The sequence below is a fragment of the Micromonospora globbae genome (genome assembly GCF_003610785.1).
Classification (GTDB): Bacteria; Actinomycetota; Actinomycetes; order Mycobacteriales; family Micromonosporaceae; genus Micromonospora; species Micromonospora globbae.
Genome location: NZ_RAQQ01000007.1, coordinates 262,950 through 284,387, shown reverse-complemented (window position 1 = coordinate 284,387; position 21,438 = coordinate 262,950). Strand labels below are relative to the sequence as shown.

Annotated in this window: 24 protein-coding genes; 12 read left to right on the top strand and 12 right to left on the bottom strand. The window is 74.7% G+C overall.

Annotation, left to right across the window (positions count from 1 at the left end):
* The first annotated feature begins 23 nt into the window (after nt 1–23).
* Nucleotides 24–752 carry a GntR family transcriptional regulator gene (locus tag D7I43_RS12520; RefSeq protein ID WP_158610094.1) on the top strand — a complete coding sequence of 243 codons (729 nt, stop codon included), beginning with the start codon at nt 24–26 and terminating at the stop codon, nt 750–752.
* Here D7I43_RS12520 and D7I43_RS12515 read toward each other — a convergent pair.
* Nucleotides 736–3,006: an ATP-binding cassette domain-containing protein gene (locus D7I43_RS12515; RefSeq protein WP_120328627.1), complete on the bottom strand. Its 2,271-nt coding sequence runs from the start codon at nt 3,004–3,006 to the stop codon at nt 736–738. The genes D7I43_RS12520 and D7I43_RS12515 overlap by 17 nt on opposite strands.
* Before the next feature lie 61 nt (nt 3,007–3,067).
* Here D7I43_RS12515 and D7I43_RS12510 point away from each other — a divergent pair, with 61 nt between their 5' ends.
* The 3 genes from D7I43_RS12510 to D7I43_RS12500 all read left to right on the top strand — a co-directional run bounded on the left by D7I43_RS12510 (nt 3,068) and on the right by D7I43_RS12500 (nt 5,242).
* Nucleotides 3,068–4,018, top strand: coding sequence for a helix-turn-helix transcriptional regulator (locus tag D7I43_RS12510; protein ID WP_120328660.1), 951 nt, complete (start codon nt 3,068–3,070; stop codon nt 4,016–4,018).
* Between the two features lie 87 nt (nt 4,019–4,105).
* Nucleotides 4,106–4,495: a DUF2267 domain-containing protein gene (locus D7I43_RS12505; RefSeq protein ID WP_120328626.1), complete on the top strand. Its 390-nt coding sequence runs from the start codon at nt 4,106–4,108 to the stop codon at nt 4,493–4,495.
* A 42-nt stretch (nt 4,496–4,537) separates the two neighbouring features.
* On the top strand, nt 4,538–5,242 hold the full coding sequence (locus D7I43_RS12500; protein WP_120328625.1) for a carbon-nitrogen hydrolase family protein: 705 nt from the start codon (nt 4,538–4,540) through the stop codon (nt 5,240–5,242).
* A 37-nt stretch (nt 5,243–5,279) separates the two neighbouring features.
* Here the strand turns inward: D7I43_RS12500 and D7I43_RS12495 are convergent, their stop codons facing one another.
* Entirely contained in the window at nt 5,280–5,795 is a 516-nt protein-coding gene (locus D7I43_RS12495) for a hypothetical protein (protein ID WP_396843477.1), read from the bottom strand.
* 213 nt (nt 5,796–6,008) lie between these two features.
* Between D7I43_RS12495 and D7I43_RS12490 the strand changes: the two genes are divergently transcribed.
* Nucleotides 6,009–6,734 (top strand): Clp protease N-terminal domain-containing protein, encoded by a 726-nt coding sequence (locus D7I43_RS12490; protein WP_120328623.1) that lies wholly within the window; start codon nt 6,009–6,011, stop codon nt 6,732–6,734.
* Nucleotides 6,735–6,742: 8 nt separating this feature from the next.
* On the opposite strand, the gene D7I43_RS12485 is transcribed toward D7I43_RS12490, so the two are convergent.
* Both D7I43_RS12485 and D7I43_RS12480 read right to left on the bottom strand, forming a co-directional pair.
* The gene (locus D7I43_RS12485; protein WP_120328622.1) at nt 6,743–7,261 is read right to left on the bottom strand and encodes a hypothetical protein; all 519 of its coding nucleotides are present in this window, start codon (nt 7,259–7,261) and stop codon (nt 6,743–6,745) included.
* 106 nt (nt 7,262–7,367) lie between these two features.
* The gene (locus D7I43_RS12480) at nt 7,368–7,568 is read right to left on the bottom strand and encodes a DNA repair protein (RefSeq protein ID WP_120328621.1); all 201 of its coding nucleotides are present in this window, start codon (nt 7,566–7,568) and stop codon (nt 7,368–7,370) included.
* A 312-nt stretch (nt 7,569–7,880) separates the two neighbouring features.
* On the opposite strand from D7I43_RS12480, the gene D7I43_RS12475 reads away from it, so the two are divergent.
* Both D7I43_RS12475 and D7I43_RS12470 read left to right on the top strand, forming a co-directional pair.
* Complete coding sequence (locus tag D7I43_RS12475; RefSeq protein WP_120328659.1) at nt 7,881–8,546, top strand: GNAT family N-acetyltransferase; 666 nt, start codon at nt 7,881–7,883, stop codon at nt 8,544–8,546.
* 369 nt (nt 8,547–8,915) lie between these two features.
* A complete protein-coding gene (locus tag D7I43_RS12470; protein WP_120328620.1) occupies nt 8,916–9,269 on the top strand; it encodes an STAS domain-containing protein in 354 nt (117 codons plus the stop codon).
* A 22-nt stretch (nt 9,270–9,291) separates the two neighbouring features.
* On the opposite strand, the gene D7I43_RS12465 is transcribed toward D7I43_RS12470, so the two are convergent.
* Nucleotides 9,292–10,494, bottom strand: coding sequence for a PP2C family protein-serine/threonine phosphatase (locus D7I43_RS12465; RefSeq protein WP_120328619.1), 1,203 nt, complete (start codon nt 10,492–10,494; stop codon nt 9,292–9,294).
* 50 nt (nt 10,495–10,544) lie between these two features.
* On the bottom strand, nt 10,545–11,999 hold the full coding sequence (locus D7I43_RS12460; RefSeq protein ID WP_120328618.1) for a glycoside hydrolase family 3 N-terminal domain-containing protein: 1,455 nt from the start codon (nt 11,997–11,999) through the stop codon (nt 10,545–10,547).
* Between the two features lie 179 nt (nt 12,000–12,178).
* Here D7I43_RS12460 and D7I43_RS12455 point away from each other — a divergent pair, with 179 nt between their 5' ends.
* On the top strand, nt 12,179–13,354 hold the full coding sequence (locus tag D7I43_RS12455; protein WP_120328617.1) for an ROK family transcriptional regulator: 1,176 nt from the start codon (nt 12,179–12,181) through the stop codon (nt 13,352–13,354).
* A 236-nt stretch (nt 13,355–13,590) separates the two neighbouring features.
* Here the strand turns inward: D7I43_RS12455 and D7I43_RS33585 are convergent, their stop codons facing one another.
* On the bottom strand, nt 13,591–13,950 hold the full coding sequence (locus tag D7I43_RS33585; RefSeq protein ID WP_240032924.1) for a hypothetical protein: 360 nt from the start codon (nt 13,948–13,950) through the stop codon (nt 13,591–13,593).
* 668 nt (nt 13,951–14,618) lie between these two features.
* Nucleotides 14,619–15,635 carry an ABC transporter ATP-binding protein gene (locus D7I43_RS12445; protein ID WP_120328616.1) on the bottom strand — a complete coding sequence of 339 codons (1,017 nt, stop codon included), beginning with the start codon at nt 15,633–15,635 and terminating at the stop codon, nt 14,619–14,621.
* A 131-nt stretch (nt 15,636–15,766) separates the two neighbouring features.
* On the opposite strand from D7I43_RS12445, the gene D7I43_RS12440 reads away from it, so the two are divergent.
* Together D7I43_RS12440 and D7I43_RS12435 are read left to right on the top strand one after the other, a co-directional pair.
* On the top strand, nt 15,767–16,609 hold the full coding sequence (locus D7I43_RS12440; protein ID WP_120328615.1) for an ABC transporter ATP-binding protein: 843 nt from the start codon (nt 15,767–15,769) through the stop codon (nt 16,607–16,609).
* 42 nt (nt 16,610–16,651) lie between these two features.
* Nucleotides 16,652–17,548, top strand: a complete 897-nt coding sequence (locus tag D7I43_RS12435; RefSeq protein ID WP_120328614.1) for a ribokinase — start codon at nt 16,652–16,654, stop codon at nt 17,546–17,548.
* Here D7I43_RS12435 and ftrA read toward each other — a convergent pair.
* Complete coding sequence (gene ftrA, locus D7I43_RS12430) at nt 17,533–18,582, bottom strand: transcriptional regulator FtrA (protein WP_120328613.1); 1,050 nt, start codon at nt 18,580–18,582, stop codon at nt 17,533–17,535. The two genes, D7I43_RS12435 and ftrA, sit on opposite strands and share 16 nt — an antisense overlap.
* 72 nt (nt 18,583–18,654) lie before the next feature.
* Here ftrA and D7I43_RS12425 point away from each other — a divergent pair, with 72 nt between their 5' ends.
* The gene (locus D7I43_RS12425; protein ID WP_120328612.1) at nt 18,655–19,113 is read left to right on the top strand and encodes a rhodanese-like domain-containing protein; all 459 of its coding nucleotides are present in this window, start codon (nt 18,655–18,657) and stop codon (nt 19,111–19,113) included.
* Between the two features lie 4 nt (nt 19,114–19,117).
* Here D7I43_RS12425 and D7I43_RS12420 read toward each other — a convergent pair whose 3' ends face one another.
* Both D7I43_RS12420 and D7I43_RS12415 read right to left on the bottom strand, forming a co-directional pair.
* Nucleotides 19,118–19,759 carry a hypothetical protein gene (locus D7I43_RS12420; protein WP_120328611.1) on the bottom strand — a complete coding sequence of 214 codons (642 nt, stop codon included), beginning with the start codon at nt 19,757–19,759 and terminating at the stop codon, nt 19,118–19,120.
* Nucleotides 19,760–19,839: 80 nt separating this feature from the next.
* On the bottom strand, nt 19,840–20,322 hold the full coding sequence (locus tag D7I43_RS12415) for a DUF6232 family protein (protein ID WP_120328610.1): 483 nt from the start codon (nt 20,320–20,322) through the stop codon (nt 19,840–19,842).
* 95 nt (nt 20,323–20,417) lie between these two features.
* Between D7I43_RS12415 and D7I43_RS12410 the strand changes: the two genes are divergently transcribed.
* Nucleotides 20,418–20,831 carry a nuclear transport factor 2 family protein gene (locus tag D7I43_RS12410; RefSeq protein ID WP_120328609.1) on the top strand — a complete coding sequence of 138 codons (414 nt, stop codon included), beginning with the start codon at nt 20,418–20,420 and terminating at the stop codon, nt 20,829–20,831.
* Here D7I43_RS12410 and D7I43_RS12405 read toward each other — a convergent pair.
* Entirely contained in the window at nt 20,828–21,349 is a 522-nt protein-coding gene (locus tag D7I43_RS12405) for a DUF6232 family protein (protein ID WP_120328608.1), read from the bottom strand. The two genes, D7I43_RS12410 and D7I43_RS12405, sit on opposite strands and share 4 nt — an antisense overlap.
* Between the last annotated feature and the right edge of the window lie 89 nt (nt 21,350–21,438).

The following is a 21,438-nucleotide window of genomic DNA, read 5'->3' as shown; positions in this document are numbered from 1 at the left end:
CAGGAGCGATGAGGTGGGAGTGGATGGCTCGGCGCGAGACCGCGCTGCAGACCGCGCGCGGTCGGCTTCGGGAGCTCATCGCCAGTGAGTTCCGATCCGGGGACAAACTGCCCAACGAGCGGGAACTGGCCGAACGGCTGGAGGTCAGCCGGGCCACGGTGCGCGAGGTACTCGGCCAGCTCGCCAGCGAGGGAGTGGTGACCCGTACGTGGGGCATCGGCACCTTCGTGCACGACGGCGTCGAGCGGGTGCCCGTGTCGATCGGCGACGTCACCGCGCTGCGGGACCGGATCACCGCCTCGGGCCACCGCCCGACCCTCCAGGACGCGGCGGTCAGCCGGGCGAAGTGCCCGGCTGACTGCGCGAAGGTGCTCGGCCTGGAGCCGGACTCGCCGGTGTGGCGCGTCGACCGGCTCTTCGCCGTGGACGGGGTGGCGGCGGCCTGGATCCGGGACCACCTGCCGTTGCGCTTCGACGGGCACGACCTCGACCCGTCCGGGCTGGTCAGCATCGACCTCGACATGTTCGAGTTCCTGGCGAGCGCGACCGGCATGCCGGTCCGGCGCGCGGAGATCGAACTCGCCGCCGTGCTCGCCGACGAGGAGGCCAACGCCCGGCTCGGCGTCGCGGTGGGGCATCCGCTGGTCACCGCCACCCAGATCGGCTACGGAGCGAACGGCGCGCCGCTATTCCACGGGCACATCACCGTGCGTACCGATGTGTTGACCCTGCGGATCAGTCGCGGCGGGTGAGGCCGGGGCGGCCTCCGGACGGATCGGGCTCGGCGAGGGCCGCGGCGGTGGCGGTGCCGGTGACGCCCGCGACCGGGCCCTGGTAGAGGATCCGTCCGCCGTGCTTCCCGGGGCCGGGGCCGAGGTCGATGAGCCAGTCGGCCTGCCGGATGACGTGGAGGTTGTGCTCGATGACCACGACGGTGTGGCCGCGGTCGACCAGGGCGTCGAGGATGCCGAGCAGCGTGTCGACGTCGCGGAGGTGGAGCCCCGTGGTGGGCTCGTCGAGCACGTAGAGGGTCGGGCCGGTGGTGTCGCGGAGCTCCTTCGCGATCTTGACGCGCTGGGACTCGCCGCCGGAGAGGGTGGTCAGCGGCTGGCCGAGCCGCAGGTAGCCGAGGCCGACGTCGTCGAGGTGGCGGAGCGCCCGCGTGATCGCCGGGTCGGGTAGTCGCTGGATGGCCTCGGCGATGGTGAGGCCGTCGACGTCGGCGATGGACAGGCCGTCGACGGTGTGGCGCAGCACCTCGGGGGTGAAGCGGCGGCCCTGGCAGGTCTCGCAGACCGTCTCCTGGCCGTCCATGAAGGCCAGATCGGTGTGGACGACGCCGAGGCCGTCGCAGTCCGGGCACGCGCCGTCGGAGTTGGCGCTGAACAGGCTGGCGGGGACGCCGTTGTGGCGCGCGAACAGTTTGCGGATGGGCGCCGCGATGCCCGTGTAGGTGATGGGGCTCGACCGGCGGTTGGGGCTGACCGGCCGCTGGTCGATCACGACGGCGTCGTGCTGGGCGACGAGTTCGGCGGCGAGGCTGGACTTCCCGGAGCCGGCGACGCCGGTGAGCACGGTCAGGACGCCGGTCGGGATGTCGACGGTCACGTTGCGGAGGTTGTTGCGGGTGGCGTCGGCGACCGTGACGTGGCCGTGCGGTGCCCGGGGGCGGTCCTTGACGGGTGCGTGCCGCGCCAGGGCGGCGGCGGTGGGCGTGCCGGCGCGGCGGAGGTCGGCGAAGGCGCCCTGGAAGACGAGCCGGCCGCCCTGGTCGCCGGCGCCCGGCCCGACCTCGACGATCTGGTCGGCGACCGCCATGACCGCGGGGTCGTGCTCCACGACGAGGACGGTGTTGCCCTTGTCGCGCAGCCGTCGCAGCAGGGCGGTCATGGCGGACACGTCGTGGGGGTGGAGGCCCACGGTCGGTTCGTCGAAGATGTAGACCATCTCGACGAGGCTGCTGCCCAGGTGCTTGACGGTCTTGATCCGCTGGGACTCGCCGCCGGAGAGGGTCGTGGTGGCCCGTCCCAGGTGGAGGTAGCCGAGCCCGATCGTGACGAGAGCGTCCAGCCGGGCCTTCAGCGCGGCCACGACGGGAGCCACCGGCCGCTCGTCCACCTTCGTGACGAGGTCGGCGAGCTCGCTGATCTCCATCCGCGCCATCTCGCCGATGGTGTGGCCGAGGAGGGTGGCACTCCGGCTGGCCGCGTTGAGCCGGTCGCCGTGGCAGTCCGGGCAGACGGCGGAACGGGTGAACCGGGCGATCGTCTCCCGCTTGCGGTCGGACAGGTCGTCCGAGGTCCGCAGGTGGATGCGCTCGAACCGCTCGACGACACCCTCGTAGTCCTTCGGGAGCCGGGTGCCGAGACGCGCGGCGTGCTCCCCGCCGAACAGGAGCGCGTCCCGCTCGGCCTGCGTCCAGTCCCGCAACGGGGTGTCGGCGTCGAAGGTCCCGATGTCGGCGTACTGCGAGTACCAGTAGCCGCCGTTGCCGAAGCCCGGCAACAGGATGGCACCGTCGCGCAGCGACCGGTCCAGGTCGAGGAAACGGTCGACGGCGCTCACGATGCGCTCACCGAGCCCCGAGCACGTGGGGCACATCCCGGCGGGGTCGTTGAAGGAGAAGTGGTGGGACTCGCCGACGTGCGGCGTGCTCAGGCGGGAGAACAGGAGCCGGAGGTACGTCCACGCGTCCGTGATCGTGCCGACGGTGGAGCGGGCGTTGCCGCCGAGGCGCCGCTGGTCGATCACGACCACCGGCGAGAGACCGTCGATCTGGCCGACCTCGGGTCGGGTCCACTTCGGCAGGCGGTTGCGGGCGAACGGCGGGAAGGTCTCGTTGAGCTGGTACCCGGCCTCGGCGGCGATCGTGTCGAACACCAGCGACGACTTGCCCGAGCCGGACACGCCCACGAACACGACCAGCCGTCCGCGCGGCACGTCGACGTCGAGCGACCTCAGGTTGTTGGTCCGGGCTCCCCGGATCCGGATGTGTCGGGTGGCCATGGCCCGACGCTACGACCAGATGTGGCCGGAACCTGGCCGCGTTTCGCGGAGAATGGGGTTCATGGCCGACGTCACCCAACGGGTCCTCGCCCTGCTGGCGGTGTTGCAGACGGGCAGGGCGTTCACCGGCGACGAACTGGCGGCCCGCCTCGACGTGAGCCCGCGTACGCTCCGGCGCGACGTCGACCGGCTCCGCGGGTACGGGTACCCCGTGCGGACCCAGCCCGGGCCGGGCGGCTACTACCGGCTCTCGTCCGGAACCGCCATGCCCCCGCTGCTGCTCGAGGACGACGAGGCCATCGCCACCCTCCTGGGGCTGGCCACCCTCGCGTCCACCGGCAGCGCCAGCGAGGGGAGCCTCGACGACGCGGCCACCCGTGCCTACGGCAAGGTCGACCAGTACCTGCCCCGGCGCCTGCGCCCCCGCGCGGCGGCCCTCCGCGCCAGCCTGGAGACCGGGCCGGCGCCCGCCCCCAGCACCCGCGCCGAGACGCTGAGCACACTCGCCGACGCGATCCACCACCGGCGCACCGTGACGTTCGGCTACGCCGACGCGACGGGGCGCGCGAGCGTACGCCGGGTCGAGCCCCACCGTCAGATCCACGAGCGCCTGCGCTGGTACCTGCTCGGCTGGGACGTCGACCGGGACGACTGGCGTGTCTTCCGGCTGGACCGCATCACCGACCTCCGGGCCGGCGGCGCGACCTTCACGCCCCGGCCCCTGCCCGCCGACACGGGCGTCGACTACCTCCGCCAGGGCCTGCACCGGCACGGACAACGGGTCGTGCTGACGATCGACGCGCCGACGGCCGCCGTGGCGGACGCCTTCATCTACCAGGACGTCGAGCTCACCCCCGTCGCGCCGGACCGGACGCGGGCCGTCCTCGTGCTCGACACCTGGCAGTGGCTGCTGCTGAACCTCGCCGTCCTCGACGCCGACTTCACCGTCCACGAACCCGCCGCCTTCCGGGAGGCGTGCCGGCGGTTCGGCGCCCGGCTGGTGCGGCAGTAGCGGTCGCCGGCAACGGCCGGCGGGCCCGTCCGTTTGCCGCCGGTCACCGCGGGTAGCCACGCTTCTCCGGAAGCGGAAGGACGGGCCATGGCCGAGTTGAGTTTCTTCGACAAGGTGGCGGACCGCGCGGGCGTCCCGGAGGAGACCGCGCGGGCCTTGACCGAGGCCACGCTGCGGACGCTCGCCGAGCGGATCAGCGGCGGCGAGGCCGCGGCGCTGGCCGACCACGTGGCGCACGAGCTCCGCCCGTCGCTGGCCCTCACCGCGCCGGAGGAGCCGGAGGTCTTCGGGTACGACGAGTTCCTGCGGCGGGTCGCCGAGCGCGCCCAGGTCGGGCCGCGCCTGGCCGAGCAGGGCGCCGGAGCCGTCCTGCAGACGCTGCACCGGGTGGTCGGGCACCGGGAGTTCCGCGAGGCGCTGGCGCAGCTCCCCACGGAGATCCAGGCGCTCGCCGAGCCGGTGCCGCACGGGCCCTGACCGGGGGTGCCCACCGGCGGGGCGGACGGCTAGCCTCGCGCCATGCCGCAACCGCTGCCGGTCGCCGTCGCCCAGCCGCCCTGTGTGCCGTACGACGTGGTCGCCAACGCGCGCGCCCACGCCGCGGCGATCCGTGCCGCGGACGCGCGGGTGGTGGTCTTCCCGGAGCTGTCGCTGACCGGGTACGAACTCGACGCCCCGGTGGTGGCGACCGACGACGAGCGGCTCGCCCCCGTCGTGGCGGCCTGCGCCGACACGGGCGCCCTGGCCCTGGTGGGGGCCCCGGTCGCCGGGGCGGGGGACCGGCGGCACATCGGGATGCTCGCCGTCGACGGCGCCACCGCCCGGGTCGCGTACCGCAAGATGTGGCTGGGCGGCGCCGAGCCCGCGCATTTCGCCCCCGGCCCGGAGCCGGCCGTGGTCGAGGTCGACGGATGGCGGCTCGGCCTGGCCGTCTGCAAGGACACGGGCGTGCCACGGCATGCGGCCGACACCGCCGCCCTCGGCACCGACGCGTACGTCGCCGGCGCCGTGGACCGGCCCGAGGAGGCCGGTGTCCAGGACGAGCGGGCCCGGCGGATCGCCGCCGACCACGGGGTCTGGGTGGGGATCGCGAGCTTCGCGGGCGCGACCGGCGGCGGGTACGCCCGCACCGCCGGGCGGTCCCGGATCTGGAGCCCGCAGGGCCGGGTGGTCGTGGCGGCGGGCCCGGAGCCGGGCGCCGTCGCGCGTGCCGTCCTCGGCTGATCGGGCGTCGGGGACGGCGCCGAGCCGGACGGGTGGCTCAGGTCAGGGGCAGGGCGTCGAGCACCCGCCGCAGCGTCTGCTCGTACGCGTCGGGCGCACCGAGCCGCTGGAAGCTGCTCAACGTCACCGTGAAGCTGCCCGCGTCGGCGATGACGTACAGCTCGCCCTCGATGTCCTTCGCGGCGATGTAGCCCTTGCCGCCCTGGTCGATGTCGGTGACCTTCTGGTAGATCTGCTCGGCCTGCTGGCGCTTGTAGTCGTACGTCATCTCGCCGGCGGTGCGGGACGCGGTCGTGATGGTGAACAGGGCGACGCCGTTGCCGTCGCCGAAGCTGCAGCTGCCCTTGTCGACCATCGGCTGGCCGACCAGGTCGCCGACCTGCTCGGCGGTGAACGGGCAGGGCGGGGGAGGAGCGTCGTCCCCGCCGGCGAGGTCGCCGCCGTCCAGTGGGGCGTCGACGTCGGTGCCCGGGTCGGCGGTGGTGTCGGTGCTGTCGCAGCCGCCCAGTACGAGGGCGGCCAGGACGAGCGCGGGGACGATCATTCGGCGCACGGGTATGCCTCCGTTCTCCTGCTCGGATCGCCACCGGCGGTCGCGGGGCGCGTGCCCCGGCACGGCGGCCGAGGGTGGCGTCATCGACGCTACGGACGCGGGGCCCTGCGGGAATCGGGTGTTTCCCTAGCCTTCGAAGCTCTCCGCGCCCTCCGGACCGGAATCGTCAACCGACGGTTGACGGCCCGATATCGTCAACCTAGAGTTGACGGCATGACCGATCCTCTTCCCATCGACAACCCGGTACGCCTCGACGACCTCATCCAGGCGATCAAGAAGGCGCACAGCGAACCGCTCGACCAGCTCTCCGACGCGGTCCTGGTGGCCGACCACCTCGGCGAGGTGGCCGACCACCTGATCGGGCACTTCGTCGACCAGGCCCGGCGGGCCGGCGCCTCCTGGACGGACATCGGCAGGAGCATGGGCGTCACCAAGCAGGCGGCGCAGAAGCGCTTCGTTCCCAAGGACACGCCGCTGGACCCGCAGCAGGGCTTCAACCGCTTCACCACCCGCGCCCGCAACGTCATGGTGGCCTCGCAGAGCGAGGCGCGCGCCACCGGGCACGCCGAGATCCGCCCGGAGCACATCGTGCTGGGGCTGCTCAGCGAGCCGGAGGCGCTCGCGGCGAAGGCGATCGCGGCGCGGGGCGTCACGTTCGAACGGCTCCGCGAGGCGGCGACCGCCGCGCTGCCGGCGCCGTCACCGACCGAGCCGCCCGAACTCATCCCGTACGACGCGCAGAGCAGGAAGGCGATGGAGCTGACCTTCCGCGAGGCGCTGCGGCTGGGCCACAACTACATCGGCACCGAGCACATCCTGCTCGCCCTGCTCGAACTCGAGAACGGCGGCGGCGTGCTGGCCGACCTCGGTCTCGACAAGGCCGCTGTCGAGGCGGACCTCCTCGCGGCGCTCGACGCCGTCGTCCGGAAGCGGTCCTGAGCGGACGGTCAGGACGTGGCGGGGAAGCCGTACCGGGCGGCGTGCTCCGGGTTGGCCGGGTCGATCTGGCGGATCCCGGCGTCGGCGAGGCGCTTGTTGACCTCGTCGAGCCGCTCCCGCACCAACCGGGCCTCCTCCTCGGTCACCCGGCCCCGGTGCGGCTTCCCGGCGTGCTCAATCGTGCCGTAGTCGAGCCGCTCCGCGCCCTTGCGCGCCCGGGGCGGGCGCACCCGCTCGGCGGTCTTGAGCAGCTGCGCCATCGGCACGTCCGTCGCCATGGCGTCGAACTCGCTCGCGGTGAGCACCACCCGGCGCGGCTCGCCACCACCGTGCCGGTCGTGGATCTCCACGACCGCCACGTCCAGGGCGGCGTCGTCGATGCTCTCCACCTCGAGCGGGGTGGCCTCCAACTGCACGGGCCCGGCGACCAGATCCGGATGCTCCAGCACCACGACGCGCACCACCTCGTCGTCGTCCTGCAGCACGGTGCCGCTGAAGTCGGAGACGCGGATCGTCTTCTTGCCCATGCGCGGAGCTACTCCTGTCGTCGGCCGGATTCGGGACCAGACGACGTTACCCGACAGGTGTGCGAACACCCGGCGGTGGACGGACCCGGGTGTGTCGCCGGCCGCGTCACCGGCTGTTGAGGCCGTGCCGGGTGGACACCCCCGCGGGCAGCTTGTTCAGCTCCGCCCAGCCCAGCGTCCCGCCCGTGCCGCCGGCCGCCCGCGCGCCGCGGTAGGGCGGCTGGGCCGGGAACCGGCCCGCGGTCTCCGCCGCGCGCCAGAGTCGCTCGGTGTCCTGCTGGTACCGGTCATTCGGCTGCTTCGGCATGACGATACCGTCCCAAAGAAAGGTGTACATGTATGAAAATAGATGTGACGTGGGGCGGTGGTGGCCGGTTCCCTTTCCCGGTAAGGAATCCGTTCCGTTCCCCGCACGTCCCCTCCCGCTACCCGGCCCCGCCCCGCCGGTAACCTCCGCGGGCCGGTCACCGTCTCCCACCGGATCCGCCCGTCCCGAACGCTCCGCCCGGCGTACGGTGATCGGCGACCCGCCGGTGCGGCACCGGACGGGAACGGACCCCCGGGCGGTCGGTCCGGACCGCGTGCGGGCCCGGTCGACGGAACACGGGAGGTGGCGGCGTTGTTCGATCGGCGGCTCCGGTTGCACCTCGCCATCTGGCTGGGACAGTGGCCGGCGGGCCCGGGGCTGCACGTGGTCGGCTCCCACCGCCGTGTCCACCCCGCCTGGGACGGCCGCCGCCGGCCCGCGCTGGCCGTCGGCACGGGGCGCAGCACGGTGCTCTCCGTACCGCCCGACCGGGTGGCGGCGGTCCGGGCGCTCGCCGCCGACCTGCCGGTGGACCGCCTGATCCCGGCGTTGCCGGCCGCCGTCGGCCTGCCCGCGTGGCCCACGCACGACAGCGTCTTCCGCTGGACCCTCGCCCCGGCCCCGCTGCCGGACGTCGGCGAGTGGATCCCGCCCGGCACGCGCGGGCTGCCGTCGTGGCTGCGGCTCTTCGACCGGGAGGTGCTGGTCGTCCGCGGGCCGGACGGCCGCTACCTGGCGGGGGTGGGTGTCAAGCGGCACGACGCGTACGGGCACGAGCTGGCGGTCGGGACGGTGCCGGCGGCGCGGGGTCGCGGCCTGGCGCGCCGGTTGGTCGCCCAGGCGGCCCGGCGGGTGCTCGACGAGGGCGCCGTGCCGACGTACCTGCACAACCGGGACAACCTCGCGTCGGCCCGGGTCGCCGAGGCCGCGGGCTTCCCGGACCGGGGCTGGCGTTCCTTCGGCGTCTACCCGCCCTGACCCCGGCCGGTCGGGCGCACAGGGTGCGGACCGTGGATCCCGGGCCGGATCCACGGTCCGCAGCCTTCCCCCCAGGTCCCCGTGTGAGCGGCGGACCGGGCGGATGCCCGCGCCTCTCCCTGTGATCACGCTACGTATCCGATCGGCTCCGGGCAAGACGCCATCCACCCCGGCGGCGTGTCGAATACTGGACTTGACCTGCGACGACGCCTTCCCGTCCGCCCCGTACGGCGGGTGACGCAGCGTGCGGCGCCCCGGGCGCCGCGCCGGAGGGCGCGGACGCGCTCGGGACGACGCGACGGCCGCCCAGGGGTATGGTCGACTGCGTCGGCCATCCGCCGGTGAACGAGACGATGGTGGGGCGGGGCGATGGACGTGCAGGTGCACGACGAGGGTGTGGGAGAGGTGGTCCTGCGCCCCGTCGGCGAGATCGACATGGCCACCGTGGACGTGCTGGAGAAGGCCCTCGCCACCGCGCTCGACCGGCCCGGGCTCCGCGCCGTCGTCGTCGACCTGGCCGGTGTCGCCTTCCTCGACTCCTCCGGGGTGCGCGCCCTGGTCGACGCCGCTCTGCGGGCGCGACGCGAGGGGGTCCCGCTCCGGGTGGTCGACCCACGGCCGGTGGTGGCGCGGGTGCTGCGGATCACCGCGGTCGGCGAGTTGCTCGGGCTTCCGGCGGAGGTCCCGGTGTCCCCGGCGGCCAGCTTCCGTGGCCTGAACTAGCCGGGACGACGCGCCCGGCGGCTCACGGCTCCGCGCGGGACGCCGCCGCCCGGTTCCACTCGACCAGCAGCAGGGTCGCGTCGTCGCGCAGCGGCCCGCCCTGGTGCGCGGCGACCGCGTGGCTGAGCCGCCGCAGTGTCTCGGGGCTGGGCAGCCCCGCCGCGATGTGCCGCTCGGCGAGGTCGGCCAGGCGTGCCAGGCCGAACAGGTCCCCGGCGGGGTCGCGCGCCTCCACCACCCCGTCGGTGTGCAGGAGCAGCCGGTCACCCGGCTCCAGCCGGACGCTCGCGGTGTCCAGCCGGTCGTCGGGCAGCCCGAGCGGCAGCCGCCGGCCACCGGAGAGCGCGCGCACCGCCCGGCCACGGCGTAGGACCAACGGCGGCGGATGCCCCGCGTTGAGGTAGCGCAGCTGACCCGTGCCCGTGTCGAACTCGGCGAGGACCGCGGTGACGAAGCGGGCGTCCTGCCACTGCGCGGCGATCGCCGCGTCGACCGCCCGCGCCGTCGCGCCGAGGTCGGCGCCGCCGCGCCGGGCGGCGCGCAGAGCGGCGAGCGCCACCGACGTGGTGAGCACCGCCGGCAGGCCGTGGCCGACCCCGTCGAGGATGGCGAGCTTCACGGTGCCCGCGTCCAGGCTGTAGTCGAAGGCGTCGCCGCCCACCTCGTAGCACGGTTCGAGGATGGCGCTGATCGCCGCGTCGGGAGTGGCGAACGTGAGCGGCGGCAGGAGCTGCCAGAGCAGCTCGGCCGAGACGTCCATCGGCCGGCTCCGCCGGGCCCGGTGCAGCACGTCGCCGTACGGGCTCTTGCTGGCCACCAGGTGCCCGACGAGTCCGGCGATCAGCCGGCAGCCGTCCTGGAGCGCGCCGTCGGCGAGGTCCGCGCCGGGTGGCGGGACGACCTCCAGCAGGCCGAGGCGGTCGGTGCCGTCGACCACCGGCACCCACAGCCGGGGCGGCGGGCCGTGACTCGCGTGCACCTCGACGTGTGTGAAGGCGTGACCGGCGAGACTCGCGTCGATCGACAGCGGCTCGGGCAGTGGCCGGCCGGGCTCGGGCAGCGGCCGGAGGTCGTACTGCTCCGCGTCGACCAGGTAGACGACGGCCGACACCCCCACCGGCCGCAGCGCGGCGTTGACCGCGGCCGAGAGCTCGTCCGGCGGCAGTCGGTGGGACCGGGACAGCAGGTCGGCCAGGGCCGCGTGCCACGGGTCGGTGGCGGTCATGCCGTCCGGTTACCCACCCTGAGCCGCCCGAAGCCGGATCCGCGCCGGACTCAGCCCGCCAGGCCGAGGGCCTCGGCGGCCGCGCGGCCGTTGGCGTGACTCGCCCCGTACGTGGTCACGAATGCCCGCACCCCGGCCGGACGCCACTGGGCCGGCCAGCCCATCTCGACCACGGTCACGGGATGCTCGGCGGCCAGCGCGGTGACCAGCTCGGGACCGCCCGGGAGCCGGTGCAGGTGGCGGCCCACCAGCACGATCGGGCGGTCCCCGGCGAGCCGGCGCAGCGTCGCGGCGTCGGTCTCGGCGGCGACCACCCGGATCTCCTCCGCGTCGGCCAGGTGCGGACCGAGTCCCCAGGGCACCCGGCCCTCGGCGATCGTCGAGGCGGCGTACAGCTGCACCACGAGGGGGCGACGGAGGTCGGTGAGCACGCCCTCGATCCGCACGGCGCGGCGCGCCGCCGCGTACCCCAGGTCGGTGCCGCCACCGGCCGGGACGCGGCTGGCGAGCCGAGCCCACGCGGCGAGCGTGGCGGCGCGGCCCGCCGCCTCCTCGACCCGGGCCCGCTCCAGGCGCCCGTCCTCCAACGCCTCGACGATGGTGGCCGCCACGTGCTCCACGAGCGGGGCGTCGACCTTCGCGCCGATGCAGAGCAGGTCCGCCCCGGCGGCGAGGGCGCGGACGGCGGCCGGCCCGACGCCACCGGCGGCGACCGAGGCGCCCTTCATCTCGAGCGCGTCCGTGATCACCGCGCCGGTGAAGCCGTACTCGGTGCGGAGCAGGTCGACCAGCACCTTCCGGCTGAACGTGGCGGGCCCCTCACCGGTCAGCGCCGGCACGCGGATGTGCGCCGTCATCACGGCCTGCGCGTTCGCGGCGACCACCGCGGCGAACGGCGGCAGGTCGCGGCGGCGCAGCACGTCGACCGGCACGTCGACGGTCGGCAGTTCGTGGTGGGAGTCGGCGACCGTCGCGCCGTGCCCCGGGAAGTGCTTGGCGCAGGCCGCGACGCCGGTGGCCTGGAGGCCGGCCACCGCGGCGGCGGAGTGCGCGGCCACCCGCACCGGGTCGGCCCCGAAGGAGCGGGTACCGATCACCGGGTTCTCGTCGGCGGTGTTGACGTCGACGGTCGGAGCGAGGTCGACGTTGATGCCGAGCCCGGCCAACTCCGCGCCGATGGCCTCGTAGACGCGCCGGGTGAGCGCCACGTCCCCGATCGCGCCGAGGGCCGCGTTGCCGGGGTACGGGCTGCCGGTGGCGTGCGCCAGGCGGGTGACGTCCCCGCCCTCCTCGTCGATGGCGATGAGGACGTCCGCCCGGCCCTCCCGGAGCGCGGCCGTGCTCGCCGCGAGCTGCGCCGGATCGTGCACGTTGGTGCCGAACAGGGTGTGCCCGGCCAGGCCGTCGGCGACCAGTTCCACCGCCCAGTCCGGCGGGACCGGCCCCGGGTACGCGGCCAGCAGCGTGCCGAGCGCGAGCCGGCGCAGTCCTGGATCCAGCCCCACGTGATCTCCCCCTTCGGTGCCGGACGGCACGGACGTCGTACCGGTTGTCCGGCCGTCCCGGCCCTGTAGCGCTGCCGGGTCGACCGAGTACTCCCGGTCCGGGCGGCCGATACGCTACGGCTACCCGTTTGCAGGTCGGTTTACAGTTAGCAAAGTTTACTAATTCTAGAGGACGTGGCATGAGTGCGACCCGGCTGCCCGGTACCCCTCGCCTGTTGCGGGCACTCAACGACCGTGCGGCGCTGGAACTCCTCCTCGAGCAGGGTCCGCTGACCCGCGCGCGCCTCGGCGAGCTGACCGGACTGTCCAAGGTGACCGCCTCGCAGCTGGTCGAGCGCCTGGAGGAACGCGGGCTGGTCACGCGGGTCGGCGAGCAGGCCGGCGGACGGGGGCCGAACGCCCAGCTCTACGCCGTACGACCGGGAAGTGCCCATGTGGTCGGGGTGGACGTGGGCCCGGACCGGGTGGTGGCCGCCTGCGCGGACATCACCGGCGCGGTGATCGGCCGGGTGGAACAGTCCACGCGGGACACCGACGACCCGGTGGGCGTGGTGCACAACGCCGTGGTCCAGGCGGCGAGCAGCGCCCAGGCGCACCTGTCCAGCGTCCGCCGGATCGTGCTCGGCACGCCCGGCCTGGTCGACCCGGGCACGGGCGACATCACGTTCGCGTTCAACCTGCCCCGCTGGCACCGCGGCCTGCTCGCCGCCCTCCGGGACGACCTGCACACGGCGGTCGTCTTCGAGAACGACGTGAACCTCGCCGCGGTCGCCGAGGCGCAGTCCGGGGCCGCCGAGGGCGTGTCGGACTTCGTCCTGGTCTGGATCGGCGCCGGCGTCGGTCTGGCGATCATGCTCGGCGGCCGGCTGCACCACGGCAGCAGCGGCGCCGCCGGCGAGATCGGCTACCTGCCGGTGCCCGGCGCGCCCATCCCGCGCGACGTGTCCCGCCGGGCCAAGCCGGCGTTCCAGCAGTTGGTCGGCGCGGACGCGGTCTGCGCCCTGGCCGCCGAGCACGGGTTCCCGGCCGGGAACGCCGCCGACGCCGTGCGCGCCGCCATCGAGGCCGGCTCCACGGGTGGGCCGGTGCTCGACGAGCTGGCCCGCCGGCTGGCGCTCGGCGTGGCCAGCACGTGCGTGGTGCTCGACCCGCCGCTGGTCGTGCTCGCCGGCGAGGTGGGCCACGCCGGCGGTACGGCGCTCGCGGAGCGGGTGCAGCACGAGGTCGCCGCGATCACGCTGGTGCGGCCGCGGGTGGTGCCGACCGGGCTGACCGAGGAGCCGATCCTGCGGGGCGCGCTGCGCATCGCGCTGGAGGCCGTCCGCGACGAGGTCTTCGGCTCGACCGTGGGCTGACCGGCCCGGCGGCCGCGCCACGCCGGGCTGCAACCGCCTCGCGCCGGGCTGGGGTGGCCGCCCTCCGGGCTGCGGCCGACCCGCGCCGGAGCGCGGCCGGCGTGCGTCGGCATGCCGCTCCGGGGCCCGGCGCGGACCCGCCCCCGAGGATCGGGTCGCGCCGGGCTCCGTCATGTGAAGGAATTCTTCACGACGGGTTGTGCGACTGCAAGGTGTTGCCCTGACCGGGCGGCGGCTCAGATGAGGTCCCGCCGGCGGAACGCGACGAACGCCGCCACGCCCAGCACCGCCGTGAGGGCGAGCAGCACCGCCAGCGCCGGCCCCCAGGTCAGCGTGTAGAACCCGTCGCAGAAGCCCGCGCCCGAATCCCCGCAGGCCTGCCCGTCCCAGAACTCGGCCCGCCCGGTGAGCCAGGCGCCGACGTGGCTGGAGAGCATGAACCGGTCCGGGCGGGGCGCGTCGACGATCTCCAGGACCAGGCGCGCGCCGAGTTCCCACACCACGGCGTACGCGGCCACCGTGCCGAGCGCGGCCGACGTGTGGCGGCCCAGCGTGGCCAGCGCGAACCCGAGGGCGGTGGCGAGCAGCACCAGCACCAGGCCGCGACCGTGGACGGCGCCGAGCCCGCGCCAGAACTCCCCGTCGAGCCGGCCCGGGAACCCGGCCGCCTGACCGATGAGCCAGAACGCGGCGAGGTACGCCGCCGAGGCGAGCAGCGACAGCCCAGGACCGCGCCGAGCAGGGTGCCCAGTTTCGTGCCGAGCACGGCCAACCGCCGTGGCCGCCAGAGCAGCAGGTTCACCACGCCGCCGGAGTTGAGGTCGGCGCCGATGTAGGAGGCGCCCACCAGGAACCCGAACAGCACGAGGAACGCCACGAGGAAGTAGAGCAGCGGCCGGGCCTGCTGGGCGAAGACGAACACGCCGGGGAGGAAGTCGGTCGCCACCGGCAGCCGTTCCTGGCGTACCGGGTCGAGTTCGTTGCAGTCGACCGGGAAGTACTCCTCCTCCGCCTCGGGCGGCAGGTTCCCGTTCACGCGGTCCACGCACCGCTGGTACATCTCGTCCATGTGACGCCGGGCCTCGGCCGCGTTGGCGCGGGCGTCGGACAGCTCCTGCACGGTGGGCCGGTGCGAGCCGGCGAGGGTGGTGGCCGCCGTGACGCCGAACGCCAGCACCAGCAGCACGAGCATGAGCTGGACGAACCGGCGGGCGCCCAGCCGTTCCAGCTCGGCACGGACCAGGTTCACGCGTCCCCTCCTCTGTCACGGCCGACTGTCACGGCCGACCCGGACGTCCAGGTCGATCAGCCCCTCCGACGCCCCGTGCGCCGGTTCCGCGCCGTCGACCTGCCGGGGCAGCGCCGGGTGGGCGCCCTCGCCGGTCAGTTCGAGGAACGCGCTCTCCAGGTCCGGCCGCAACGGCGTCAGCTCCTGCACCCACAACCCCTGCTCGCCGAGCACACGGCTGACCGTGGTGGGGTCGCTCACCTGGCCGACCACCAGGTGGTCGGCGTACGCGCGCACCGGCAGCCCGGCCGCGCCCAGCAGGTCCGCGGCGCGTCCCGGCTCGGCCACCCGCACCCGGAACTCGTGCTGGTCGAAGCCCGCGAGCACCTCGTCGACGCGGCCCGTGGCGACCCGCCGGCCGCGCGAGATGATCGTGACGTGGTCGCAGATCAGCTGGATCTCGCCGAGGATGTGGCTGGAGACCAGCACCGTCACCCCGGCGGCCGCCAGCGACCGCATGAGGTCCCGCATCTCCCGGATGCCGGCCGGGTCGAGACCGTTGGCCGGCTCGTCGAGGATGAGCAGTTCCGGGCCCTTGAGCAACGCGGACGCGACGGCCAGTCGCTGCTTCATGCCGAGCGAGTACCCCTTCACCCGCTCGTGCCCCCGGTCACGCAGGCCCACCTGTTCGAGCACCTCGTCCACCCGGCTCACCGGCACGCCGCCCGCCACGGCGAGCAGGCGCAGTGTGCGGTGGGCGGTGAAGTTGCCGAAGAACTGCGGGCTCTCCACGATGGCCCCGACCCGCCCGGCCACCTCCGGCAGGTGGGTGGGCGACGGGGCGCCGAGGACGCTCATCCGCCCGCCGTCGGCCCGGACCAACCCGAGCAGGGCCCGCAGGGTGGTCGTCTTGCCCGACCCGTTCGGCCCGAGGAAGCCGTGCACCTGCCCCGCGCCGACCACCAGGTCGAACCCGTCGACGGCGACCCTGCGACCGTGCCGCAGGCTGTGGAAGGTCTTGCGCAGACCCTCGATCTCGATGGCCGCGGTCATCCGCGCGGCCCTGTGCTCCGACCCGTCATGGAACGTCCTTCGGGTGTGGTGACCAACGACACGGCGCCCCACCCTATGGCCGCCGGGCCGCCCGTGGGGGGCGGCACTCCCGTGCGTGGTTGGATGGACGGGTGACTGGTGACCTGATCCCCGGCGCCGCCGGCGCCGCACCCGCCGACGCCTCCGTGGACCCGGATCTGGTGGTCAGCCTCGACGGCGTCGGCGTACGCCGCTCCGGCACCGCGCTGCTGCACGACGTGCACTGGCGGGTGGAGGTGGACGAGCGCTGGGTGGTGCTCGGCCCGAACGGCGCCGGCAAGACGACGCTGCTGAACCTCGCCGCCGGCCGCCTCTTCCCGACCACCGGCACCGCGCACGTGCTCGGCGAACGGATCGGCCGGACGGACGTCAACGAACTGCGGACCCGCATCGGTCTCACGACGGCCGCCCTCGCCGAGCGGCTGCCGGCCGACGAGCGGGTCAGCGACGTGGTGGTCACCGCGGCCTGGTCCGTGGTCGGCCGCTGGCGCGAGAGCTACGAGCGCGCCGACGAGGCGCGGGCCCGCGCGCTGCTCGGCCAGCTCGGCGTCGGCGGGCTCGCCGACCGCACCTACGGCACCCTGTCCGAGGGCGAGCGCAAGCGGGTGCAGATCGCCCGCGCCCTGATGACCGACCCCGAGCTGCTGCTGCTCGACGAGCCGGCCGCCGGTCTCGACCTCGGTGGCCGGGAGGACCTCGTGGCGCGGCTCTCCGAGCTGGCGTACGACCCGGACGCGCCGGCCATGGTGCTGGTCACCCACCACGTCGAGGAGATCCCGCCCGGCTTCACCCACGCGATGCTGCTGCGGGAGGGGTCCGTGGTGGCGCAGGGGCTGCTCGGGGACACGCTGACCGGCGACAATCTCTCCAAGACGTTCGGTCTCCCGCTGATCGTCGACCGCGCCGGCGACCGCTACACCGCGCGCGCCGCCTGAGGGGCGCGTCCCGCATCCCGCCGACCAGACAGGAGGTGTCCGGTGGCGCAGACCCGGGTGGCCGTGGTGGGCAGCGCGAACATGGACCTGGTGGCGACCGCCCCGGCCCTGCCCCGGCCCGGCGAGACCATGCTCGGCACGGACTTCGTGATGGTGCCCGGCGGCAAGGGCGCCAACCAGGCCATCGCCGCCGCCCGGGCCGGTGCCTCCTGCGCGTTCCTCGGTGCGATCGGTTCCGACTCGTTCGGCGTGACGCTGAAGGCGCGGATCAGGGCGGCCGGGGTGGACACCGGGCACCTGCGGGTGGTGTACGGCATCTCCGGCGTGGCGCTCGTGATGGTCAACGCCGAGGGGGAGAACGCGATCCTCGTGACCCCGGGGGCGAACGGCGCGTTCACCGACCTCACGGAGGAGGAGTGCGGGGCCGTACGCGCCGCCGACGTGCTGGTGGCCCAACTGGAGATCCCCGTGGAGACGGTGACCGAGGCGGCCGTGGCCGCGCGGGACGCCGGCACCCGCGTCGTCCTCAACGCCGCCCCGGCGCGCCCGCTCCCCGACGACCTGCTGGCCGCCGTCGACGTGCTCGTGGTGAACGAGCGCGAGGCGCACGCCCTCACCGGGCGGGGGCGGGAGGATCCGCGGGCCCTGCTCGACCTGGCGCCCCGGGCGGTGCTCACGCTGGGCGCCGAGGGCGCCTGGTACGGCGACCGGGACGGGACGGCCGTGCACGTGCCCCCGGTCAAGGTCGACGTGGTCGACTCCACGGCGGCCGGTGACGCCTTCACGGCGGCGCTCGCCGTCGGCTGGGGCGAGGGGCGTGACCTCGTGGACGCGGTGCGCTGGGCGGCGGCGGCCGGTGCCGCCTGCGCGCGCCGGCTCGGTGCCTCCGTGGCCCTGCCGTTCCGGGCCGAGATCGACGAGCTCTACACGCCGGCCTGACCGGCGCCCTTCGCGCCCACCGGCGGTGCCGCGCCCGTCCGGAAGGCCCGCCGGTATGCCGAGGGCGAGGTCCGCATGGCCCGGCCGAAGTGGTGCCGGTACGTGACCGGCGAGTCGAACCCCACCGCGGCCGCGACCTCCTCGACGGACGCCTCCGTCGTCTCCAGCAGCGCCAGGCTGGCCCGTACCCGCTGGGCGACCAGCCAGCGGATCGGGCTCGTCCCGGTGGCCCGGCTGAAGTGCCGCAGGTAGGTGCGGGTCGACATGTGCGCCTGCCGGGCGAGTCGGGCGACGGTCAGTGGCTCCGCGAGATGGGCCAGCGCCCAGGCGATGCTCCGGGCGATCCGGTCGTCGTCCGGGTCGGCGGTCACCGGCGCCTCCACGAACTGTGCCTGGCCCCCGTCGCGGTGCGGCGGGATCACCAGCCGGCGCGCGACGGCGTTGGCGACCGCCGCGCCGTGGTCCCGGCGGACGAGATGGACGCAGAGGTCCAGACCGGCCGCGCTTCCGGCGCTGGTGAGCACGTCGCCGTCGTCGATGTAGAGCACGTCGGGGTCCACCTCGACGGCCGGGTACCGGCGGGCCAGCAGGTCCGCGTACCGCCAGTGGGTGGTCGCCCGCCGCCCGTCGAGCAGACCGGCGGCGGCCAGCGCGAACGCGCCCGAGCAGATGGACGTGATCCGGGCGCCGCGCCGGTGCGCCCGGCGCAGCGCGGCGACGACCCGGGGCGAGGGGTCGGCGGTGACGTCCGGCACGCCGGGCACGATCACGGTCCCGGCCGAGGCCAGCACGTCCAGGCCGTACGGGGTGTGCAGGCTGGCGCCGCCGACCACGGGCACGGGGCCGGGCCGCTCCGCGCAGACCCTCAGGTCGTACCAGGTGACGTCCAGCTCCGGCCGGGGCAGGCCGAACACCTCGGTGACGATCCCGGTCTCGAAGACCGACATGCCCGGGTACGCCAGCACGGCGACCGTACGATCGACCGCCGCGCCGGAGGCGTGGTGGACCACGGGCGGGTCGAGCAGCCGGGACATGGCGGGATGTTAGCGGAGGACGGCGTCGACGCCACTCGCCGGCACCTCGCGGTCGGCCGCAGGATCGGTGCCATGACGTACACCTTCGCCGTCCCGGCGGCCGACCCCGTGACCGCCGCCGCGCACTTCTTCGCCCGACTCAGCTTCGAGACCGACGTGAGCGACGTACACGCGGACCTGACCGCCGGGACGCCGGGTCTGGTGGTGGTCGACTCCCGTGGCGCGGACGCCTGGGCGCAGGGACACCTGCCGGGCGCCGTGCACCTGCCGACCGCCGAGATCGCCACCCGCGCGGCCGAGCTGGTCTCGGCCGGCTCGGCGGTCGTGACCTACTGCTGGGGCCCCGGCTGCAACGGCGCGACCCGGGCGGCGCTCGAGTTCGCCCGGCTCGGTCATCCGGTGAAGGAGATGCTCGGCGGCTACGAGTACTGGGTCCGGGAAGGACTGCCGGTGGTGACCGGGGCGGGGCTGACCCGGCGCCCGGTCGATGACCTGACCGCGCCCCGGTCGACGGTCAGCTGCGACTGCTAGGCGCCTACTCGGCCTCGTCGGTGAGCTTCTCGCCCCGCCGGCGCAGCATGCCCAACCCGGGGATGCCGGCGACGGCGAGCTTGAGGTCGCGGGTGACCTCGAGCAGGTCGTGCAGGTCCGGGCCGACGCGGTCCAGGGTCGCGAGGATCGGCAGGACGTCCGCGGTCAGGTGCTCGCGCAGCTTCGGCAGCTCGTCCACCAGCCGGATGGCGGCGGTCACCTCCTCGTGGCTGAGCTGCTCCACGAAGCGGGTGGCCATCGGCGCGGCCCGGCGCAGCGCCGGCTCGTACGCCGCCAGCAGCTCGGCCGCGGTGGCCGCCGACTCCGCCGCGGTGCCGACGGCCGCGGACGCCCGCGCCGCCACGGAGGTGGCGTTCTCGACGGCGCTGGTCGCCGCGGCGCTGATCACCCCGACCTCGCGGACCGCCGCCTCGGCGTCGGTGACCACCCGGTCCGCGCGGTCCAGCGTCCGCTCGATCCGGTCCACCAGGCCGTTGATCCGGGTCAGCAGCGCTTCGACCCCGTCCAGCACGGCGAACGCGCGGGCGGGCACGGCCGCGAACGAGGCGGCCGAGCCGACGGCGTGGTCGAGGGCGGCGCGGGTGAGGCCGACGACGGTGGACGGCCGGGGGAGGGGAATCGCCATGGCACCCAGTGTGCGTCGCCGGCGCCCGCACCGCCTGGCCGGGCGGGCCCGGCGCGCGTCCCGTCGCGTCCGCCCGGATGTCAGTGCCGGTCGGTGTGCTGCTCGACCGCGCGCTGCACGGCCCGGTAGATCTGGCCGAACCGCAGCGCGTCGGGCGTGCTCAACAACAGTTCCTCCCGGCCGTGGTGCTGCACCCACAGCTCGTGCACCCGGTTGCCCCGCTCGTAGGAGCGGTCCAGCCAGCCGAGCGGCAGTTCGAGGAACGGGGCCAGGGCGAGCGCACCGACCACGCACGCGGCGAGGATGACCAGCGCGAGGATCCACTCGCCGCGGGCCTGCGCGGACCAGACCAGCGACACGACGCAGAGCAGTGCCACCAGCGGCGGGAGCGACAGCAGGAGGACCAGCACGCCGCGCCCGAGCACCCGCCCCCGCACGGCGAGCGTCGTGCGCCCCCGGGCGTGCCAGACGTACGTCACGTCGGCCAGCGCCACGACGCGCCCGCCGGCCCGAATCGACTCGGAGGTCACCTGCACCGCGTCGTCCCGGTAATAGACCGCCATCACTCAGCCTAAGCACGTCCCGCCAAACGCGGCGCGGTGTCCGTTGCGTGGGGTGGGGACAGCGGGCGGCGGCCGGTCCCCGTACCGTCGCCGGCATGGGTGAGCAGACCACCGAGCAGGAGCGCAACGTCGAGGTGGTGCGGCGCTACCTGCGTACCTTCGTCACGAAGGACCTGGCCGAGCTGCGTGCGGTGGTCGCGGACGACGTGGCCGTCTACGGGTCGGGCACCGCCGTACGTGGCCGCCGGTTCGTGGAGCAGGCCGTCGCCTCGCCCGGGCTCACCGTCGTCGACCAGGAGATCCTGGAGGTGTTTCCGGCGGGGGACCGGGTCACCGTGGTGCTGGCGCAGACCTACCGCCGGGACGCGACCGGCGCGACGGCGGTGCAGAGCGCCTGCAAGATGTACCGCCTGGCGCACGGGCGGATCGTGCAGTTCTGGGGCGAGCAGGACCTCTACGGCCTGCTGCGCGGCCTCGGCATGCTGCCGGACACCCCGATCCGCTTCTAGCCCCGCCGACCCGGACCGCGCGACGGGCGGGCGGTCACGGCGGCGGCGCCCGTGGCCGCCCGGCCTCCGCCCTGTTCGACGGCGCGCTGCACGGCGCGGTAGATCTGGCCGAACCGCAGGGCGTCACCGGTGCACAGCAACTGGACGGGCCGGCCGCGCCAGCGCACCCAGAGTTCCCGCTGGCGGCTGCCGCGGGCGTACGACCGGTCCAGGTGCTCGAAGAGGAAGTCGGCGACCGGCCCGACCGCGAGCCCGACCAGCACGGAGACGCCGACGATCGCCACGGTGACCGTGGGGGAGCGGTCCAGCCGGATCGCCAGGGCGATGCCGAGGACCGCCGCGACCAGTGGCCCGGCCATGGCGGCGCCGATCGCGCCGCGCCCGGCGAGGACCCGCCAGGAGCGGCTGCCCCGCCGGTGCCAGACCATGCTGATCTCGGCGAGCGGGAACGTGCGGCCGTCCACCCGGACGGCGGTGGAGGTGACCTGCACCGACCTGTCGTCGTAGTACGTGACCATGGCTGGACTCCCGGGCCCGGGGCTGCTACCAGACTACGTACCCCAACGAGGCGGGCCGTATGGTTGGCACGCGACTTCGACGAGGAAGT

Excerpts from the sequence above, each read along its gene's own strand:
- D7I43_RS12405 (WP_120328608.1), bottom strand. The coding sequence starts at position 21,349 with ATGGTCACGTACTACGACGACAGGTCGGTGCAGGTCACCTCCACCGCC.
- D7I43_RS12515 (WP_120328627.1), bottom strand. The coding sequence starts at position 3,006 with ATGGCCACCCGACACATCCGGATCCGGGGAGCCCGGACCAACAACCTG.
- D7I43_RS12445 (WP_120328616.1), bottom strand. The coding sequence starts at position 15,635 with ATGACCGCGGCCATCGAGATCGAGGGTCTGCGCAAGACCTTCCACAGC.
- D7I43_RS12465 (WP_120328619.1), bottom strand. The coding sequence starts at position 10,494 with ATGACCGCCACCGACCCGTGGCACGCGGCCCTGGCCGACCTGCTGTCC.
- D7I43_RS12490 (WP_120328623.1), top strand. The coding sequence starts at position 6,009 with ATGACCGATCCTCTTCCCATCGACAACCCGGTACGCCTCGACGACCTC.
- D7I43_RS12420 (WP_120328611.1), bottom strand. The coding sequence starts at position 19,759 with ATGGCGATTCCCCTCCCCCGGCCGTCCACCGTCGTCGGCCTCACCCGC.
- D7I43_RS12520 (WP_158610094.1), top strand. The coding sequence starts at position 24 with ATGGCTCGGCGCGAGACCGCGCTGCAGACCGCGCGCGGTCGGCTTCGG.
- D7I43_RS12485 (WP_120328622.1), bottom strand. The coding sequence starts at position 7,261 with ATGGGCAAGAAGACGATCCGCGTCTCCGACTTCAGCGGCACCGTGCTG.
- D7I43_RS12505 (WP_120328626.1), top strand. The coding sequence starts at position 4,106 with ATGGCCGAGTTGAGTTTCTTCGACAAGGTGGCGGACCGCGCGGGCGTC.
- D7I43_RS12425 (WP_120328612.1), top strand. The coding sequence starts at position 18,655 with ATGACGTACACCTTCGCCGTCCCGGCGGCCGACCCCGTGACCGCCGCC.
- D7I43_RS12470 (WP_120328620.1), top strand. The coding sequence starts at position 8,916 with ATGGACGTGCAGGTGCACGACGAGGGTGTGGGAGAGGTGGTCCTGCGC.
- D7I43_RS12510 (WP_120328660.1), top strand. The coding sequence starts at position 3,068 with ATGGCCGACGTCACCCAACGGGTCCTCGCCCTGCTGGCGGTGTTGCAG.
- D7I43_RS12455 (WP_120328617.1), top strand. The coding sequence starts at position 12,179 with ATGAGTGCGACCCGGCTGCCCGGTACCCCTCGCCTGTTGCGGGCACTC.
- ftrA (WP_120328613.1), bottom strand. The coding sequence starts at position 18,582 with ATGTCCCGGCTGCTCGACCCGCCCGTGGTCCACCACGCCTCCGGCGCG.
- D7I43_RS12415 (WP_120328610.1), bottom strand. The coding sequence starts at position 20,322 with ATGGCGGTCTATTACCGGGACGACGCGGTGCAGGTGACCTCCGAGTCG.
- D7I43_RS12410 (WP_120328609.1), top strand. The coding sequence starts at position 20,418 with ATGGGTGAGCAGACCACCGAGCAGGAGCGCAACGTCGAGGTGGTGCGG.
- D7I43_RS12480 (WP_120328621.1), bottom strand. The coding sequence starts at position 7,568 with ATGCCGAAGCAGCCGAATGACCGGTACCAGCAGGACACCGAGCGACTC.
- D7I43_RS12500 (WP_120328625.1), top strand. The coding sequence starts at position 4,538 with ATGCCGCAACCGCTGCCGGTCGCCGTCGCCCAGCCGCCCTGTGTGCCG.